The sequence below is a fragment of the Paenibacillus hodogayensis genome, assembly GCF_039536325.1.
GTDB classification, from domain to species: Bacteria; Bacillota; Bacilli; order Paenibacillales; family NBRC-103111; genus Paenibacillus_AB; species Paenibacillus_AB hodogayensis.
The window spans coordinates 174,412-191,425 of record NZ_BAAAYO010000013.1 but is presented as its reverse complement, the minus strand read 5'-3'; the positions used below and the strand labels follow the sequence as shown (position 1 = coordinate 191,425).

Below are 17,014 nucleotides of genomic sequence, written 5' to 3'. Positions count from 1 at the left end.
ATGCTGAAATCAACTTATCTGGGGGCGGGTGAGGCTTATGCCCGAAATCGTGGAAATAGCGGTAAGGCCGTTGGTGGAGCACGTGTACCGGAGCGGCCATATCGAGAGCGGCTTCCGTACCGGCGAGGCGCTGACGGAGGGAGCGAAAGCCCACCGCGCCATACAGCGGAACTATGGCGAAGCCGATCGTATGGAAGTATACGTGCAGGGCGAGCTTGCGCTGGGGGAAATCCTATACCGGATCGACGGCCGCTGCGACGGCCTGCTATTCGGAACGCAGACGGAGGAAAGCGAAGCTGGCAGAGAGCCGGAGGCCCGCGAAGCCGTTCGGGAGCTCGTGGCCGGAGACGCGCCTCCCGCCGCTGCAGTTATCCTTGAAGAGATCAAGTCTACGGGGGGAAGTCTGGAGCCGATCGGAGAGCAGACGTACCCGGTGCACTGGGCGCAGGCCAAATGCTACGCTTACTTGTATGCGAAGGCGGAATCGCTGAATTCGATCCGAGTCCGTCTCACGTACGTGCAGCGTACGACGGAGGAAATCAAGCGGTTTGAGCGGACGTATTCCTTCCAAGAGCTCGAGCGATTCGTGCTGGAGGTGCTGGAGGCGTACGACCCGTATGCCCGGCAGCAGCTGGCGCATGCGGGGCGGAGGGAGCAAAGCATTAAGGCGCTTGCGTTTCCGTTCTCCGGCTATAGGCAAGGACAGCGCAAGCTTGCCGGTGCCGCATACAAATCGATGGTAGACAAGAAGAGGTTGTTCGCGCGGGCGCCAACCGGGACGGGTAAGACGATATCGACGCTGTTTCCCGCCGTCAAGGCGATCGGAGAAGGCGTGCTGAGACGTTTTTTCTATATTACGGCCAAGACGACGACGCGGACGGCTGCGGAAGAGACGCTTGGCCTGATGCGCGGCCAAGGACTTTGCCTGCGTTCGGTTACGCTGACGGCCAAGGAAAAAGTATGTTTTCAGGAAGAAGTTCGCTGCGATAAAGAGGCGTGCCCATTCGCGGACGGCTACTACGACCGAATCAATGGCGCCCTGGCCGATCTGTGGTCGGCGGAGACGGCCGTGACCCGCGAGGTGGTGGAGGCGTATGCTCGCAAGCATCGCGTCTGCCCGTTCGAGTTTTCGCTCGATGCCGCTTACGCGGCCGATGCGGTCATCTGCGACTACAACTACGTGTACGATCCGCGCATTTCGTTAAAACGGCTGCTGGAGGAACAGAAGCGTCAAACGGCCATACTGGCGGACGAAGCGCATAATCTGGTCGACCGGGCGAGGGAGATGTACTCGGCCGTACTGGCCAAAGCCCCATTCCTCGAGTTGAAGCGGCAAACCCGAGAGGCGAACCCCGCCCTGTATGCGGCAGTAAAAGCGATCAATGACGCGTTTATCGCGCTTCGCAAAGCGACGGGCATGACCGGCGGGGACGCAATTATCCTGGAGCGGGCTCCGGAGTCGCTGCCGCCGCTGCTGGAGGCGTTCGTCGTTCAAGCCGAAGCGGAGCTTACGAGGGCGGGGGAGACGTCTTACCGCCTGGTGCTGACTGATGCTTATTATGCCGCACAGGCGTATATCCGCGTTGCCGGTTATTTTAATGAACGTTACGCGGTCTACGCGGAACTGGAGCGCAGCGACGTGCGGGTCAAGCTGCTATGCGTCGATCCGTCGGAGATGCTCAGGCAGGCGGGCAAAGGGTACCGGTCGCAGCTGTTTTTCTCGGCTACGCTCACTCCTTTGTCCTATTACCGCGATACGCTTGGGGGAGATGGAGAGGACTATGCGATGGCGATTCCGTCGCCGTTTCGCAAGGAGCAGCTCGATGTGCTGCTGCTTCCCGTCTCTACCCGTTACCGCGACCGCGAACGGTCGAAGACGCCGATTGCGGCCATGCTGCGGAGAGTCATTGCGGAACGCCCCGGCAATATGCTCGTGTTTTTTCCTTCGTACGAATATATGAATGCCGTGTACGAGCAGTTTGCGGAGACGCCCTGGAACGGTGGGGATGTGCGGGTGCAGCAAAGCGGCATGACGGAAGACGAGCGCGATTCGTTTCTTGCCGCGTTTCGGGAAGATGCCGAGCGACCGCTGCTCGCCTTCGCGGTTATGGGCGGCGTTTTCGCGGAAGGGATCGACCTGACCGGCAACCGGTTGACCGGCGTTGTCGTCGTCGGGGTGGGCTTGCCTCAATTCGGAGGCGAGCGGGACGTTATCCGGCGCTACTACGACGAAGCGGGCAAGAACGGGTTTGACTACGCTTATAAATTTCCCGGCATGAACAAGGTGCTGCAAGCCGGCGGCCGCCTCATTCGTACCGAGCAGGACCACGGCATTCTGGTGCTGGCCGATGACCGGTTCGCCTGGCCCGACTATGAGGCGCTGCTGCCGGAGGAATGGAAGCCGGTGACCGTCATGGACCGGACAACCCTGGGTTGAAGCCAGTGAAGCCGCTGTTATGGAAAAGGAGGCCGCTTGGGGTTACGGTCCGTCCGGCGGACGTACGCCTACTGCTGCTTCCAGTTCCAGCTGCTGCCGGAGATGGTGACGGAAATGCATGTCGGCCAGATCGAACCATTCGCGCGCCGTCATCCCGCCAAGACGTCCGTGAGACGCCGAAGCCGGAAAGAAATTTGTTGAATCGGTTCCGTTCTTGGCTAAAGTTGGCGAAAAAGGACGGAATATTGCCATAGCGGGACAATATGCCCGAAGACAGGCCGCTAATGTCACCAAATGTTCACAAATGTCAAAAATTGATTTTTCCCTATTTTTCAGTTGGGGGGTATAATAGAGAGCATATAGGGTTCGTATCGAACCTGTCCCTGCTCTTGGATAACGGAAGACGCGTACATCTATTCCCGAATAACCGATTCATGCGACCTGATGCGCTGTGCGCAATCAGGTCGTGCTTGTGAAAAATGGAACAACTATCGGTTATTCGCAAGCTTGTTTCTCGCTTTTGTGCATTTGTAAAGATGGTGGGAAGAAGACGTACGTCTTGCTTGCTTGAACAGGTATCGGGATACTCGGCGGGCTTCTATTTCACGCAAAGGAGGACGTTTACTAATGTCAGAAACAACTACGCAAGAAGCGGTTCTGGCTCCGGCTGCACGGGAAGATGTACTCGACCAATTGATGAAACCCGAGGTGCAGCAATCGCTGACGGTTCTTGTCGAAAACATGCCGAAGCTGGCAGAAATGGTTACGCTTATGACGCAAGCTTACGATTTCGTTCAAAGCGTAACGACCGACCGCGTACTGATCGAAGATCTGAAGGGCGGCATGGACGAGATCGTCAAGCCGATCACGGAGAAGGCCAAAGGAATTGCATCCGCAGCGATCGAGGCCAATGACCGTTCGCAAGCCGAGTCCGCGACGATCGGATTGTTCGGGCTGCTCAAAATGTTGAAAGACCCGCAAGTGCAGCAATCGCTCCGTTACGCGCAAGCGTTCCTGGAAGTGCTCGGAGAGCGCAAGAAACAAGGCTAATCGCTACACGCAACGCCGAAATCAGAACGGAGGATCCGTATGTCTAAGCAAATCGTAATACTGGGTGGCGGCTACGGCGGCTTGCTGGCCGCATTGAGCGCTCGCAGTCATATGACTGCCGAGGAAGCGACCATCACGGTCGTGAACCGTTTTCCGACCCACCAAATCATTACCGAGCTGCACCGTCTGGCGGCAGGCAACCTGGCGGAACAAGCCGTAGCGCTCCCGCTCGAGAAGCTGCTGCGCGGCAAGCAAATCAACCTGATGATCGACACCGTGCTGGAGATCACGCCTGATCAGAAGACGGTCAAGCTCGCTACCGGCGCTTACTTGAAATATGACGCGCTCGTCGTCGCACTCGGCAGCGAAACCGCGTTCTTCGGCATCCCGGGACTGCAGGAGCACAGCTTCATCCTGAAATCGGTCAACGATGCCAACAAGCTGCGCGCTCACGTCGAGTCCCGCGTACAAGCTTACAGCCAAACCGGCAACAAAGCGGACATCACGTTCGTGGTTGGCGGCGGCGGCTTGACCGGCATCGAGCTGGTCGGCGAGTTCGCCGACATGCTTCCGGGTCTTTGTCGCAAATACGGCGTGGACAACAGCGAAGTATCGCTGTACTGCGTCGAAGCCGCTCCTTCGATCCTGATGGGCTTTGCTCCTGACCTGATCGAGCGCGCGCAAACGAGCTTGTCCAACCGCGGCGTTACGTTCCTGACCGGCGTAGCGATTACGGAAATGCAAGCAACGACCGTGTCGTTGAAAGACGGCAGCTCGATCGAGACGAGCACGCTCGTCTGGACCGGCGGCGTTCAAGGCAACTCGGTTGTAGCGAACTGCGGCATCGAAGTTAACCGCGGCCGCGCTACCGTTACGGAAAACCTGCAATCGACGTCGCATCCGGACGTATTCCTCGCCGGCGACAGCGCCGTCGTTATGAGTCCGGAAGGTCGTCCGTTCCCGCCAACGGCTCAGCTGGCTTGGCAAATGGGCGAACTGGCCGGCTACAACATCTTCGCTTACTTCAACGGTGCGAAGATGGATTCGTTCGAGCCGGTATTCTCCGGTACGCTTGCGAGCCTTGGCCGCAAGGACGCGATCGGCACGATCGGCGGCAACAAAACGAAGCTGAAAGGCTTCCCGGCTACGTTCATGAAAGAAGCGAGCAATATCCGCTACTTGTCCCACATTAAAGGGGTATTCTCGCTGGCTTACTAATATCCATACCGATACAGGAACAGGGCGCCCTCGCATTAGCGAAGGCGCCCTGTTCTTATTCCGGATAAAAATCATAGGGAGAAATAGGTCAAAGCCGAAAGCAGCACGGACGCCAGCGTCATGGACAGCAGCGGGCGCAGCGCCTTCGTGCGCAGCTGTTGCAGATTGACGTTCAGACCTAGTCCGACCATCGCCATCGACAAGAGCAGCGTCGTAACGGTTGCCAGAACGTCCGGGAATCGTTCCGGGACCGGTATACGCTCGCCGAGCACAAAGCTGCCGAGCAGGCTCATGCCGATAAAGCCGAGCAGAAACCAAGGGAAGGATACGCGGGCGTCCGGCTGAGCGGTGCCGCTCCTCTTCTTCCAGGCGAGCAGCAGCAGACAGACCGGGACGAGCAGAAGCACGCGTCCGAGTTTGACCAGCAAGCCGGTGGCCAGCGCGTCCGGCCCGGCGGGTGCCGCAGCCAGCGCTACGTGGGCGATCTCGTGCAGGCTGAGCCCCGACCATGCGCCGTAATCGACGTCGGCGAGCGGCAGAAACGGACGGAGCAGCGTATAGCCGACAGCGAAAACGGTGCCGGCCAGTGCGATCGTCCCGGCTCCGATCGCCGTATCTTCGTCCTTCGCGCCCAAGACGGGCGAGACGGCAGCAATCGCCGCCGCACCGCATATGCCCGTGCCGATGCCAAGCAGCAGCGTAATCGCCGGATCGGCCTTGAACCGTTTGCCGAGCCAGACAGTGACGGCAATGGCGAACGCGACCGTAGCGGCGTCTCGGATCAGCAGTCCGGGGCCGTCCTGGACAACGACGGCGATGTTCAGCTTCAATCCGTACAGGACGATGGCGAGCCTTAGCAGCGTTTTCGAGGCGAATTGGATGCCGGGCCGCAGCCGCTCCGGGTAGCCCAGGAAATGCCGGTACGCGACGGCGATCAGGATGGCGCAAGCCAGCGGGCCTATGCGGCCGAGGCCGGGAAGCTGCGCGATTGCCCAGCCGGTCAGCGCCACCGCCAGTGTGAAGACGATGCCGGCTATCCGGGAGCCGAACGGGCCGGTACGTTTCAGGATAAAATCAAGCCATCCCTTGCTTTCGTGTATAGGACCCGATGAATGCGCAGTTTGAGCTGCGTCAGTCGAGCGTGTGGAGCGTGCCGAGCGTGTATACATGGGTTTCCCCTCCAGTTCAGTTCCGGTTGCCTCCTCAGCATACTGCCAAACTGGAGATAAATAAAATAATAGTTTACAATGAAAAGCATAAGTAATTACTTATGATAAAAAAGGGGGGAACACCGATGGATCAGGCGCTGCTCGTCTTTATTACGGTAGCCGACAAGCAAAGCTTTACCCGCGCCGCAGAGGAGCTGCATATGACCCAGCCGGCCGTCAGCCAATACGTGCAAACGCTAGAGCGGACGTATGGAACGAGGCTGCTCGAGCGCGGCGGCAAGCGGGTGAGGCTGAACAAGGCGGGGGAGATTATTTACCACCATGCCAAGGAAATTGTCGGCTTGTATGCGCGCATGAGCGATTTGGTCGACGACCTGATGAACCAGGCCAGCGGAACGTTGGCGATCGGCGCCAGCTATACGTTCGGGGAATACGTGCTGCCCGGCGTTATCGCCCGGCTGCAAGCGAAGTTTCCGCTGATCCGCCCGGAGATTGCCATCGGCAACACGCGGCAAATATCCGAGGGGGTGGCCGCAGGCGATTTGGAGATCGGGGTCGTCGAAGGGGAGTTCCGGCACGAGAAGCTGCACGTCGAACCGTTTGCCGACGATCAGATGTACATCGCGGCGTTTGCCGATCACCGGCTGGCCGCCAAGGAGAGGGTAAGATTCGCCGAGCTGACGGAAGAACCGTGGATCGTCCGGGAGTCAGGCTCGGGAACGAGGGAAGCGACCGAGGCGATGTTCGACCGGTTCGGCCGGAAGCCCCGGCGGCTGATGGAGTTCGGCAGCACGCAGCTGATCAAGGAGTCGGTCGAGGCCGGTCTCGGTATCACGCTGCTGTCCCGCTGGGCGATACGCAAAGAAATTGCCCTCGGCTCGATGGTTGTGCTGGATGTGGAAGGACTGCCCGTCAGCCGCAGATTTTCCGTCGTCGCGCGGGACACTCCGTTCCATACCCGGGCTTCTGTCGTTTTTCGCGAGCTGCTGCTCGAAACAACGGATTGAAGAATAGAGTCCAAGTGAAAGGCCGCCCGGTTATAGAGAGCGGCCTGTTTATCCATTTTACTAACTCGTCTGCCCGCCGACATTCGGGGGAAACGCTGTCTGATGCGAGACAGTATGTCCACGGGTCATTGGTCCGCTTCGGTTGCGTTCGTCTCCTGCGGAAACTGCATATCGTACAGACGGCGGTATTTGCCGCCCAGCTCCATCAGCTCGGCATGCGTCCCGCTTTCGGTAATTTTGCCTTGATCGAGCACGACGATAAGGTCGGCGGTCTGGATCGTGGACAAACGGTGAGCGATGACCAGGCAAGTACGGCCGACGAGAAGCCGTCCCAGCGCCTCCTGAATCAGCTGCTCGGATTCGGTGTCGAGCGCGGCTGTCGCTTCGTCCAACACGATGAGGCGCGGGTTTTTCAAAATTGCCCGGGCAATAGACAGACGCTGCTTTTGCCCGCCGGACAGCTTGACGCCGCGCTCGCCGATTTCCGAATCATAGCCTTTCGGGAAGGCGGAGATGAACTCGTGAGCGTTGGCCGCTTTTGCCGCGGCTGCAATCTCCTCGTCAGTCGCGCCCGGCTTGCCGTACATAATATTGTCCCGAACCGTGCCGTTGAACAGCACGATGTCCTGGGACACGACGCCCATTTGCTCGCGCAGCGACTTGGCGGCAATATCCTTTAAGGAATAGCCGTCAATCGTAATCCGGCCTTGCTGAGGGTCGTAGAAACGGGCGACTAGATGGGCGACCGTCGATTTTCCGGCTCCCGAAGGTCCGACCAGAGCGACGATCTGCCCGGGTTTGAATTCCAGATTAAAATCGCGCAGCACCGGTACGTCGTCGCGATAGGAGAAGCCGACGTCCTCAAACACGATGTGTCCCCGAAGCGGAGGCAGCTTGACGGCGTCCGGCTTTTCCGTAACGTCCGGCTTCGTCTCCAGTACCTCGACGATTCGCTCGTAAGCGGCGGCCGACTGCTGGATCGTGTTGAGGATACGGCTGAAATGGCGAATTGGGTTTTGCAGCAGCCGGAGATAAGCGAGAAAGGCCACGATCGCACCCACCGTCAAGTCTCCGCGCATCGTCTGCCAGGCGCCGAATACGAGCACGGCCACCATGCCGAGATAGTTCAGTATATCGATAATCGGTTCGTAAACGGCGCGCAGCTTCACCGTTTTTAGGTTGGCATTCATATTCGTCTCGCTGCGGACGGCGAAGCGTTCGGATTCGTACTCCTCGCTAGCGAACGATTTGATGACGCGGATGCCGGACAGCGTGTCTTGCAAATGGTTGCTCACTTCCGCGACCGACTGCTGCACGGTCTTGAACGACGAGCGGATACGCTTGCTGAACTTGCGCGTCGTCCAGATCATGAGCGGAAAGGTAGCCAACAGGAGAAGCGTCAGCTGCCAGTCGACGTACAGCATATACAGCGCGATCGCCGTAAAGGTAAACAGATCGGTGGCAATCTGCATCATGCCGGAGGAGACAAGCTGTTGAAGCATGCCGACGTCGCTCGTGACCCGTGACATCAGATCCCCGGTCCGGTTGCGGTCGAAAAACGCCATATCGAGGCTTTGCAAATGCCGGTACAGATCGTTGCGGATGTCATAAATAGCGCGCTGGCCCACAGATGCGAGCGATACGCTGCTCAGGTAGCCGAATATGCCAAGCAATACGGCGGTTCCGAGCACGCCTCCGGCTATCCAGGGCAAGGCGCTGTATTGATGACCCGGAATGGCCGTGTCGATCGTATACCTTGTCAACTGCGGAATGACGAATTCCAGCAGCGAGTTGGCGATCAGACAGCCAAGCGCGAGCAGCATGATCACCCAGCGTCCTTTCACATGCAGAAACATCCTCTTGTACATCTCGCGAACCGTATGATCCTTCAGCTTCCGCTCCGGTTTGTCCGCCCCCGCGCCGAATCGTCCGCCCGGTCCGCCGCGTCCGCCGGCCAATCCGCTTCCTTGCGCCCATCGCTCCATTACGGATCACGCTCCTCTTGCCGGTCGTCTCGCAGTTCGCCGGGTTCTTCCATCGTCCCGCCCCGCCGCTCTTCGCCCTTCCGGCCGTCTCGGTCGCCCTCTTCGTGCCGGTCGCGCAGCAGCTCCCGTAACTGGCGCAGGGAGTCGTCCACAAAACGCTGCACCCGTTCCGCATAAGCAGGATCGAAGGCTGCCCTTCTTTCCGCCTTCGTCAGCAGGCGGATCAGCTCGAAGCCGTCGGCCAGCCGTTTCTCCCGAGCGGAGGGGGCGGACTGCCCATCCGTAGGGAACGACCCGCGGGGCTTGCGCTCCCGTAAGCGCCATTCCTCCAGTCCCTCGAGTCCGGCCTTGGTCGGGCGGTATATTTTCTTGCCCTCCGCTTCGTCGGATTCGATCCAGCCGCGATCGTCCAGCATTTGCAGCGTCGGGTAGATCGACCCGGCGCTCGGCGTATAGTGGCCGTCCGATTTTTCTTCAAGCGCCTTCATCATCTGGTAGCCATGCATCGGCTCCTTTTCCAGCAGCTCCAACAGAGCGAACTTCATATAACCGCGGCCGAAAAAGCGCCTTCCCGAACCGCCCCAGTCTCCGTGCTCCCAGCCCCCTCCGGGGCGGCAGTGCTCTCCGCGTCTTCCCGGGCCCTCCCGGTTTCCATGTTTCATCCGCAATCACTCCTTTTCCAACATAATACGATATATCGATATAAGTTGTAAACGATATATATCGTTATTAAAAAAATTCATTGTGTTATAGAACGTTCTTATCCTTCCGTTTAATTGGACGGGGCGCTCTTAGCAAGTGTGTTAGAATAGGGGTAGCCCTTATACGAGGGTGATTTTATTACTATGGGGAGGAAAAAGGCATGGCAGGATCGTTTGCAACCTTTATCAGACAAGGAAATGAGCAGGTAGGAGGTAATATTTACTATGAGCCATAGTGACCATCATTTTATGGAGTCGATTTTGCCCGGCATCGGCCGCAAATTCAGTCTGGTTACGAAGGGAGGGAATCATATCGTCATCGTCGTCCACAACGACGAGAGGCGAGAATTGTTTCAGATGAATCCCGAATCCCCGGATGAAATGCTCTCCATGGCCTCGCTGGATGACGAGGAAGCCCGCGCAATATCGGCTATTCTGGCCGGCATCACTTACAAGCCCAAGCAGATTGAAACTCAAGAGATGGTGCTCGACCAGCTCGTCATTGAATGGATCTGCGTGGAACCCCAGTGGAAAAGCATCGGGCAGCGTATTGCCGATTTGGACATTCGACAAACGGCCGGGGCGATCATCATTGCCGCCATCGAGAAAGATCACAGCAAACAGATTAATCCCGGCCCGGAATATGTCATTGCCTCCGGCTCGACCCTGGTCGTCACCGGCGAACGAATGCACTTGAAGGAACTGCGCAAGTTATTGACGAACGGGAGCCTCTAGGATATGGATATGCTTATCTTTGAGGTCGGCCTGGCTGTGGCTTTGATTACCCTCACCGGTTTCCTGTCCAAAAAGCTTAAACTCTCGGTCATTCCGTTCTATATTCTGATTGGAATGGCCGTCGGCCCGCATGCTCCGCATTTCTGGATCATCGATTTGAGGTTTATCGAAAGCTCCGGCTTTATCGATTTCATGGGCCGCTTGGGCATTATCTTTCTCTTGTTCTATTTGGGTCTCGAATTCTCCGTCAAGCGCTTGCTCAAATCCGGAAAAGGAATTCTCATCGGTGGAACGTTCTACGTGGGACTTAATTTCCTATCCGGATTGTTGCTTGGCTGGTTCATGGGTCTTCCGCTGAAAGAAACGCTGGTCGTCTGCGGAATTATGACAAGTTCCTCGACCGCCATCGTAGCCAAGGTTCTAATCGATTTGAAGAGGAGCGCCAACAAGGAAACCGAGATCATCATGGGCATGATCATGTTTGACGATTTGTTCATTGCGGTGCACATTTCCATTCTGACCGGTTTGATCTTGAGCGGAGCCTCCTCCTTCGCGAGCATCTTGCTCGTTTCGTTAACGGCTTTTTTGTTTATTTTCCTGTTCTTGTATATCGGTAGGAAAATTATAAGGTATATCGATATTCCTCTGGGCGTGTCTTCGACCGAATTATTTCTGCTCATGGTCATGACGCTGCTGTTCCTCGTAGCGGGATTTTCGGAGACGCTTCATGTCGCCGAGGCGATCGGTGCGCTGATGATCGGCTTGGTTCTGGGGGAATCGAAACACGTGAAGCGAATTGAGCAGCAGGTTATGCCTTTTCGCGATTTTTTCGGAGCGATCTTCTTCTTCGGCTTCGGGTTGACCATCGAGCCTTCCACGTTGGGCGGCGCGGTAGGCATGACGCTGCTGGCCGTCGTCCTGACGCTCGTCGGGAACCTGGCTGCGGGCATGATCGCAGGCCGTCTGTCCGGCCTTCCCCGGAAGCTTTCGTTGAATATAGGACTTACTCTCGTTTCCAGGGGAGAATTTTCGATCATCATGGCGAATATCGGAAAAGCGGGAGGACTTATGCCCGCCATCCAGTCGTTTGCCGTCTTGTACGTGCTGATCCTAGCCGTATTGGGTCCGCTTCTAACGAAGGAATCCGGTTCCATCGAGAGGTTGTTTACAAAATGGTTTCGGATCGGGCGCAAGAAGAACAGACAGGAGTACGGCCCTAAGTGAATATTAGCGCTATGCTAGCAGCGCTGAGCGGCTTAGTGAGGCCGGGTTCCTTCAGGAATTGAAAACATGGAAAATTATTATACATGTAAATCCCATTTCAGCAAAAATCTCGCTTTATTTGGCGAGATTTTTGCTTTTTGTTTCAATTGATTAACGCTTCGAAGAGCGTGTCTGTCTAGATAATCCGTATCGGCGCGAAAGGACCCGAGCAGTCATCGACGCTCCGTTATTTTCTGCCTATGCCTTTCACCTCGTCCAATGTGTGCAGCTCATGCCGGAGCGGTATTTTAAAAAATGAGAAATAATATGAACCCAAAATGCGTATACCAACAGTAAAACAAGAATGGGTTTCCGGACAAATTGTCAATATTTACATGGAACGAGAAGCCGGAAAAACCGTTGACAACACGACAAAAGCGGGAGTATTGTTGTATACATATTTCCTGTCGGAAAACTGGGGATAACAAAGAAAGGAAGTTGGGAATCATGCAAAACAACCTGTGGACGGCTCTTCAATCGAACTGGGTCAGTCTTGTCGTGTCGATCATTATCATCGGCTTCTTGCACGTGCTGGCCCGCAAGCGGATCGGCTTCGGTACGCGCGTCCTGATCGGCCTCGGCCTCGGGCTGGTGGCGGGCATCGTCTTTAACACCTTGAAGCTGGATTACAAGAGCGTCAGCACCATCGGCACCATTTACGTCAATCTGATCAAAATGCTTGTTATTCCGCTCGTCTTCGTGTTGGTTATCAACAGTATCGCCCAATTGTCGAGCTTGGGCCAGCTTCGCAAAATCGGCGTCAAAACGATCGGATGGTTCCTGCTTACGACAGGCATCGCCGCCATTATCGGATTGATCGTCGCTCTGTTGATCGATCCGGGCGCCGGTATCGAAGCGGCTGTGCCTAAGGATTACAAGCCGAGGGAAATTCCGACGTTCTCGCAGGTCATTCTCGATCTTGTGCCGTCCAATCCGTTCAGTGACGCGGCCGGCGGCAAAGTCGTGCCGGTGTTGATCTTCGCGATCTTCGTGGCGGTGGCGATTATCCACGTCGGTTCCAAAAAGCCGGAAGCCGTCGAGCCCATCAAGGCGCTCATTCAGTCGGCCACGCAAATTCTCCATCAGGTCGTCAAATACGTCATCCGCCTGACTCCTTACGGCGTATATGCGCTGATCGGATCGATGGCTGCACGGTACGGGCTGGAGACGCTGACTCCGCTGCTAAAGTTGATCGGCACTTCGTATTTGGCACTGATCCTGCACTTCGTCCTTATTTTTGGCGGTCTGGTCGCGCTGGTCGCCAAGGTGAATCCGATCAAGTTTTTCAAGAAAGCTTACCCGACGGTAGCCGTGGCGTTTACGACCCGCAGCAGCTACGCGACGCTGCCGGTTAACCTGGAAGTGATTACGAAGCGGTTGCGCGTATCGCCGAGAATCGCCAGCTTCGTTGCACCGCTCGGGGCCACGATGAATTTCAACGGCTGCGGCGGCATATGGCCGGCGATCGTGGCGGTTTTCGTCGCCAAGGTATACAACTTGCAGCTTGGTTTGTCCGAATATATTGTGCTTGTGCTGGTAGCGGTCATCTCGTCCATCGGCGTGGCCGGGGTTCCCGGACCGGCGACGATCTCCACGACCGTCGTTCTGACGGCGCTCGGATTGCCTCTGGAAGGCATGGGGCTCGTCATCGCCGTAGAATCGGTTATCGACATGGGGCGGACGGCGGTCAATGCGACCGGCACGACGGTGACTGCCTTGCTGGTGGCCAATGCGGAAGGCGAATTCGACCGCGAAGCGTTCGATCGCGACGAGGAAGATCCGCTCGATATCGGCGCGGCTTAAAGCCGCCGCTGGACCTCGGATGGGGTCGAAACGCGCCCAATGTCCGATTTGCTTTTGCCCGTTTCCCGGTAGTATAGTGATAGTATCTATACAGGGGTGAACGGGACGGATGATAGGGAGCTTCGATGTATCGGCGATGAATTGGGAGGATATGGAGCATGTGCTGAACCGGTTCGCTGCATTGGGACCGTTCCCCGGCTTATTCGCGGCCTGGGTGGAGTCGCTGCTCCCTTTTCTGCCGCTTGTAGCCATATTGGTCGCCAATGTGAATATATACGGCCTGGGAGAAGGGTTTCTGATCTCCTGGTTCGGCGTGTGCGCCGGGGCGGTGACCGTATTCTGGGTCGTCCGCCGCTTCGGGGGACGGCTGCGCCACTTCGTGGAACGGAAGAGCCCCCGTTCGACCCGGCTCATTCATTGGCTGGAGCGGCACGGTTTTCTGCCGATATTCCTGCTCTCCTGTTTCCCGTTCACGCCCTCCTTCTTGGTCAATCTCGTCTCGGGCATATCCAAAGTACCGTTTCACACGTTCGCGATTGCTACGATTCTCGGCAAAGGCGTCATGATACTGATGGTTTCCTTGGCCGGCTACGATTTGGCCGATCTGGTCAAGCAGCCTTGGAAGCTCGTGTTCATTATCGGGATTTTCGGGCTGATGGCGTTGACCGGACGCAAGATCGAGTCCAAATATTTTAAGTAAACGTTCAACTTCTATTAAGCAGGCCTTCCTTCTATAGGGGGGCCTGTTCTGCTGCTTGGAGCCGTTCGTTCCGATCATAGCGGACCCGACCTGTTCAGAATATGTACAGAGCTATTTGATATAATAAGTCAAAATGGGACGGAGGCGGACGTATGGCAAAAATTATGGTGGTCGACGATGCGGCATTCATGCGGCTCATGCTGAAACAAATTTTGGAGAAGGGCGGCCATGAGGTGCTGTGCGAAGCCGCCAACGGCAACGAGGCGGTCGAGAAATACCGTTCGTTCCGGCCGGATCTGGTAACGATGGATATTACGATGCCCGAGATGGAGGGCGTGGAGGCTTTGCAGCATATACGCCGTGCCGATCCGGAGGCAAAGGTGATCATGTGCTCGGCCATGGGGCAGCAGCAGCGCATTGTCGAAGCGATCCGGTCCGGAGCGCGGGACTTTATCGTCAAGCCTTTTCAGGCGAGCCGCGTCCTGGAGGCCGTTACAAAAGCGATGGTCACCTACTAAAGCTTCTTCACAGGCGGACGGTTCCGTTTGTCGGACGAGCCGGGTTGGCATACATAAGGTGCTTCACGAACAGGCTGCCGCTTCCGGCAGCTTGTTTTTTGCTTATCTGCATTCAAAGAGCCGCCCCGTTGCATTCCTCGGGGCCGATGATTATAGTGGAGGTAACCTAAAAACCAATGAAAGGGATCCGACCGGCAGTCGGATTAACGGTAGGCGTCCCATGATGCACGGAGACGGAAGGAAGCGCGCCGGGATTGCCCCGGGGCTTGAAGTGGACATCGTATTGAAGCAGGACCAGCGGACCGGTAAAACGACCCGCGGCATCGTCAAAGACATTTTGACGAAATCGCCGGATCATCCCCATGGCATCAAGGTGCGTCTGCAGGACGGCCAAGTCGGCCGCGTCAAACATATTGTGACCGCGAGACCGCAGGCTTGACGGATCAAGCCTTAGTAGGGCAATGGAGTGTGGACTTGTACAAGCCGGGCACGGCAAACGTACCGGCCGGAATCTTATGGAGGAGCGTGTTCAGCAATGAGTTTGCGCAGGCCGGAAAAAACGGAATTTGGGTCCTATTTCGCAAGATATACCGGGCTTGTGCCCGAAGGAAAGCTGACGGAGGTGCTGCAAGGACAGACCGAGCGGATGCTTGCCCTATTCGGCTCGTTGTCTGAGGAAGACGGCTCGTACCGGTATGCGCCCGACAAATGGAGCGTCAAGCAGGTCCTCGGCCACATCACGGATACGGAGCGTATAATGGGCTACCGGATGCTATGCATAGCCCGGGGAGATGCTTCGCCGTTGCCAGGCTTCGACGAGAATCGGTATGCGGAGGCAGGCGAATTCGATCGGCTGCCCTTGGCGGATCTACTCGCGGACTTTCGCGTCATGCGCGCTTCGACGCTTTCGCTGATCGGCAGCTTGCCGGAATCCGGCTGGGACCGAAGCGGAACGGTCAGCGGGAATGCTATGACCTCGCGCGCCCTTGCGTATATTATCGCCGGCCATGCGCTCCATCACCTGAATGTGTTGGAGGAGCGGTACGACGCCGTCATTGGCAAGCTCTGATCGGTCGGCTTGCAAGGAAATCGAGCTCAGCGGCCGGGGGAGGACGGTGCAAAACGAAACGACGACAGAAACCGCCGTCTGCCGGACCGGATCGTCCGTGCTACAGATTGGCGGCTTTCGCTTTCGCTTCCGGCCTGGCCGCAGCCCACACCGCTTCTAACCCCCGAGAGAGCTGCAAGGCGGCCAGCAGGCCGAGCAGCGACATGCCTACGAAGACAGGCAGCGTCCACAGATGCGGCAGCGGAGCGAAGAACGGGATCAGCGCCACAGCCAGCAGCGGAGCGGCCTGGATGCGAATGAAGTGAATGATGCCCAGCGCCATGATGCAGGTCAGCAAAAAGGCGACGGAGCTCGGGTGGAGAGCGTTCAGTGCGCTACCCGCCGCCGCGACCGCGATGGCCGCGCCGACCAGCTTGACGGTCTCGGTCTTTTGCAGATTGCGGCTAATGAAGAAATAGCTGAACGCTCCGAGCGACGGGTAGAAGCACATTTTCAACAGGCCAAAATGCGAAGAAAGCCAGTAGGCGACAAGCAAATAACCGCATATGACAGACGATTTGATCCACATGGGCTAGGGAAGGGCCTCCGTTCTAATGGAAATCGGCACGCGCCTCAAGCTTCCGAAGGCGGGTGAACGATCGCTTGAATATGTGAAAGTTACCGTAGATTATTGTAAACCTTAATGCTTTTTCAGGTCAATGCCTATGCTCAGAATTGACGCGTCAATCCGATATCGTTCCGGAGCTTGTCCCGTCGGGCTTCTCCTCTTGCGCTTGCCGGACGGCCGTCTGCCCGTGGCGTTTGACATTATCGTACATATGCGTCAGCAGGCGGCGCAGCAGCAGCTTGTCTTCGTCGGAAAGGCCTTCCAGCGCTTGGGCTTCGCTCGCTTGCAGCGCGGCGCGCACTTCCTTGACCGCACTCCGCCCTTTGTCTGTCAAGTAAACGCGCGAAACGCGCTGATCCTGCGGATCGGTCCTCCGCTCGACGAGGCCGTTTTTGACCATCCGGTTCAGCATGACGGTCACGGTAGCCGGCTTTACCAGCATCTTCTCGGCCAGCTCGTTCTGACGCAGCCCGTCGTTCCGCGACAGCGCGAACAGAAGCGGAGGCTGCCCGGGGTGCACATCCTGGTCTTTGAGCGATAGGTGGGAGTTATAATGGTGCTGCCGCATCAGGCGGGCGATTAAGCCCATCAGGGGAATCTCGGGGTTATTCGTGGGTTCCATGCGCAAGCTCCTCCGTTTTATCGTACATAGGGGATCTATCCGAATGATGCAGCGGACTAAGAATACCGTAAGAGGAAGAGACGGCGTTGTCAAGCGCAGGTCAGCCGGAGTAAGATAAGGGAGTGTCCTT

The 17,014-nt window shown here is 57.0% G+C and carries 16 protein-coding genes; 11 read left to right on the top strand and 5 right to left on the bottom strand.

Going from position 1 to position 17,014, the window contains the following annotated elements:
- Positions 1–37 precede the first annotated feature (37 nt).
- The 3 genes from ABD796_RS27050 to ABD796_RS27040 all read left to right on the top strand — a co-directional run bounded on the left by ABD796_RS27050 (position 38) and on the right by ABD796_RS27040 (position 4,705).
- Positions 38–2,437, top strand: coding sequence for an ATP-dependent DNA helicase (locus tag ABD796_RS27050; RefSeq protein ID WP_344914154.1), 2,400 nt, complete (start codon positions 38–40; stop codon positions 2,435–2,437).
- A 627-nt stretch (positions 2,438–3,064) separates the two neighbouring features.
- Complete coding sequence (locus tag ABD796_RS27045) at positions 3,065–3,487, top strand: DUF1641 domain-containing protein (protein WP_344914151.1); 423 nt, start codon at positions 3,065–3,067, stop codon at positions 3,485–3,487.
- A 39-nt stretch (positions 3,488–3,526) separates the two neighbouring features.
- The gene (locus ABD796_RS27040) at positions 3,527–4,705 is read left to right on the top strand and encodes an NAD(P)/FAD-dependent oxidoreductase (protein ID WP_344914146.1); all 1,179 of its coding nucleotides are present in this window, start codon (positions 3,527–3,529) and stop codon (positions 4,703–4,705) included.
- A 71-nt stretch (positions 4,706–4,776) separates the two neighbouring features.
- Here the strand turns inward: ABD796_RS27040 and ABD796_RS27035 are convergent, their stop codons facing one another.
- Positions 4,777–5,874 (bottom strand): YeiH family protein, encoded by a 1,098-nt coding sequence (locus ABD796_RS27035; RefSeq protein ID WP_344914141.1) that lies wholly within the window; start codon positions 5,872–5,874, stop codon positions 4,777–4,779.
- A 125-nt stretch (positions 5,875–5,999) separates the two neighbouring features.
- Between ABD796_RS27035 and ABD796_RS27030 the strand changes: the two genes are divergently transcribed.
- On the top strand, positions 6,000–6,881 hold the full coding sequence (locus ABD796_RS27030; protein ID WP_344914138.1) for a LysR family transcriptional regulator: 882 nt from the start codon (positions 6,000–6,002) through the stop codon (positions 6,879–6,881).
- Positions 6,882–7,006: 125 nt separating this feature from the next.
- On the opposite strand, the gene ABD796_RS27025 is transcribed toward ABD796_RS27030, so the two are convergent.
- Both ABD796_RS27025 and ABD796_RS27020 read right to left on the bottom strand, forming a co-directional pair.
- The gene (locus tag ABD796_RS27025) at positions 7,007–8,866 is read right to left on the bottom strand and encodes an ABC transporter ATP-binding protein (RefSeq protein ID WP_344914135.1); all 1,860 of its coding nucleotides are present in this window, start codon (positions 8,864–8,866) and stop codon (positions 7,007–7,009) included.
- The gene (locus tag ABD796_RS27020) at positions 8,866–9,528 is read right to left on the bottom strand and encodes a PadR family transcriptional regulator (protein WP_344914132.1); all 663 of its coding nucleotides are present in this window, start codon (positions 9,526–9,528) and stop codon (positions 8,866–8,868) included. Before ABD796_RS27020 ends, ABD796_RS27025 begins: the two co-directional genes overlap by 1 nt.
- Positions 9,529–9,792: 264 nt before the next feature.
- Between ABD796_RS27020 and ABD796_RS27015 the strand changes: the two genes are divergently transcribed.
- From ABD796_RS27015 to ABD796_RS26985, 7 genes are all read left to right on the top strand, one after another.
- Entirely contained in the window at positions 9,793–10,302 is a 510-nt protein-coding gene (locus ABD796_RS27015) for a cation:proton antiporter regulatory subunit (protein WP_344914128.1), read from the top strand.
- Positions 10,303–10,305: 3 nt separating this feature from the next.
- Complete coding sequence (locus ABD796_RS27010) at positions 10,306–11,526, top strand: cation:proton antiporter (protein WP_344914125.1); 1,221 nt, start codon at positions 10,306–10,308, stop codon at positions 11,524–11,526.
- A 486-nt stretch (positions 11,527–12,012) separates the two neighbouring features.
- On the top strand, positions 12,013–13,368 hold the full coding sequence (locus ABD796_RS27005; RefSeq protein WP_344914122.1) for a dicarboxylate/amino acid:cation symporter: 1,356 nt from the start codon (positions 12,013–12,015) through the stop codon (positions 13,366–13,368).
- 109 nt (positions 13,369–13,477) lie between these two features.
- Entirely contained in the window at positions 13,478–14,068 is a 591-nt protein-coding gene (locus ABD796_RS27000) for a TVP38/TMEM64 family protein (RefSeq protein ID WP_344914120.1), read from the top strand.
- A gap of 152 nt (positions 14,069–14,220) precedes the next feature.
- Entirely contained in the window at positions 14,221–14,586 is a 366-nt protein-coding gene (locus ABD796_RS26995) for a response regulator (protein ID WP_344914117.1), read from the top strand.
- A 223-nt stretch (positions 14,587–14,809) separates the two neighbouring features.
- Complete coding sequence (locus ABD796_RS26990; RefSeq protein WP_344914592.1) at positions 14,810–15,025, top strand: YwbE family protein; 216 nt, start codon at positions 14,810–14,812, stop codon at positions 15,023–15,025.
- A 96-nt stretch (positions 15,026–15,121) separates the two neighbouring features.
- Complete coding sequence (locus tag ABD796_RS26985; protein ID WP_344914114.1) at positions 15,122–15,655, top strand: DinB family protein; 534 nt, start codon at positions 15,122–15,124, stop codon at positions 15,653–15,655.
- Between the two features lie 100 nt (positions 15,656–15,755).
- Here ABD796_RS26985 and ABD796_RS26980 read toward each other — a convergent pair whose 3' ends face one another.
- Complete coding sequence (locus tag ABD796_RS26980; protein WP_344914112.1) at positions 15,756–16,223, bottom strand: hypothetical protein; 468 nt, start codon at positions 16,221–16,223, stop codon at positions 15,756–15,758.
- A gap of 154 nt (positions 16,224–16,377) precedes the next feature.
- Positions 16,378–16,884, bottom strand: a complete 507-nt coding sequence (locus ABD796_RS26975) for a MarR family winged helix-turn-helix transcriptional regulator (RefSeq protein ID WP_344914109.1) — start codon at positions 16,882–16,884, stop codon at positions 16,378–16,380.
- Positions 16,885–17,014 lie beyond the last annotated feature (130 nt).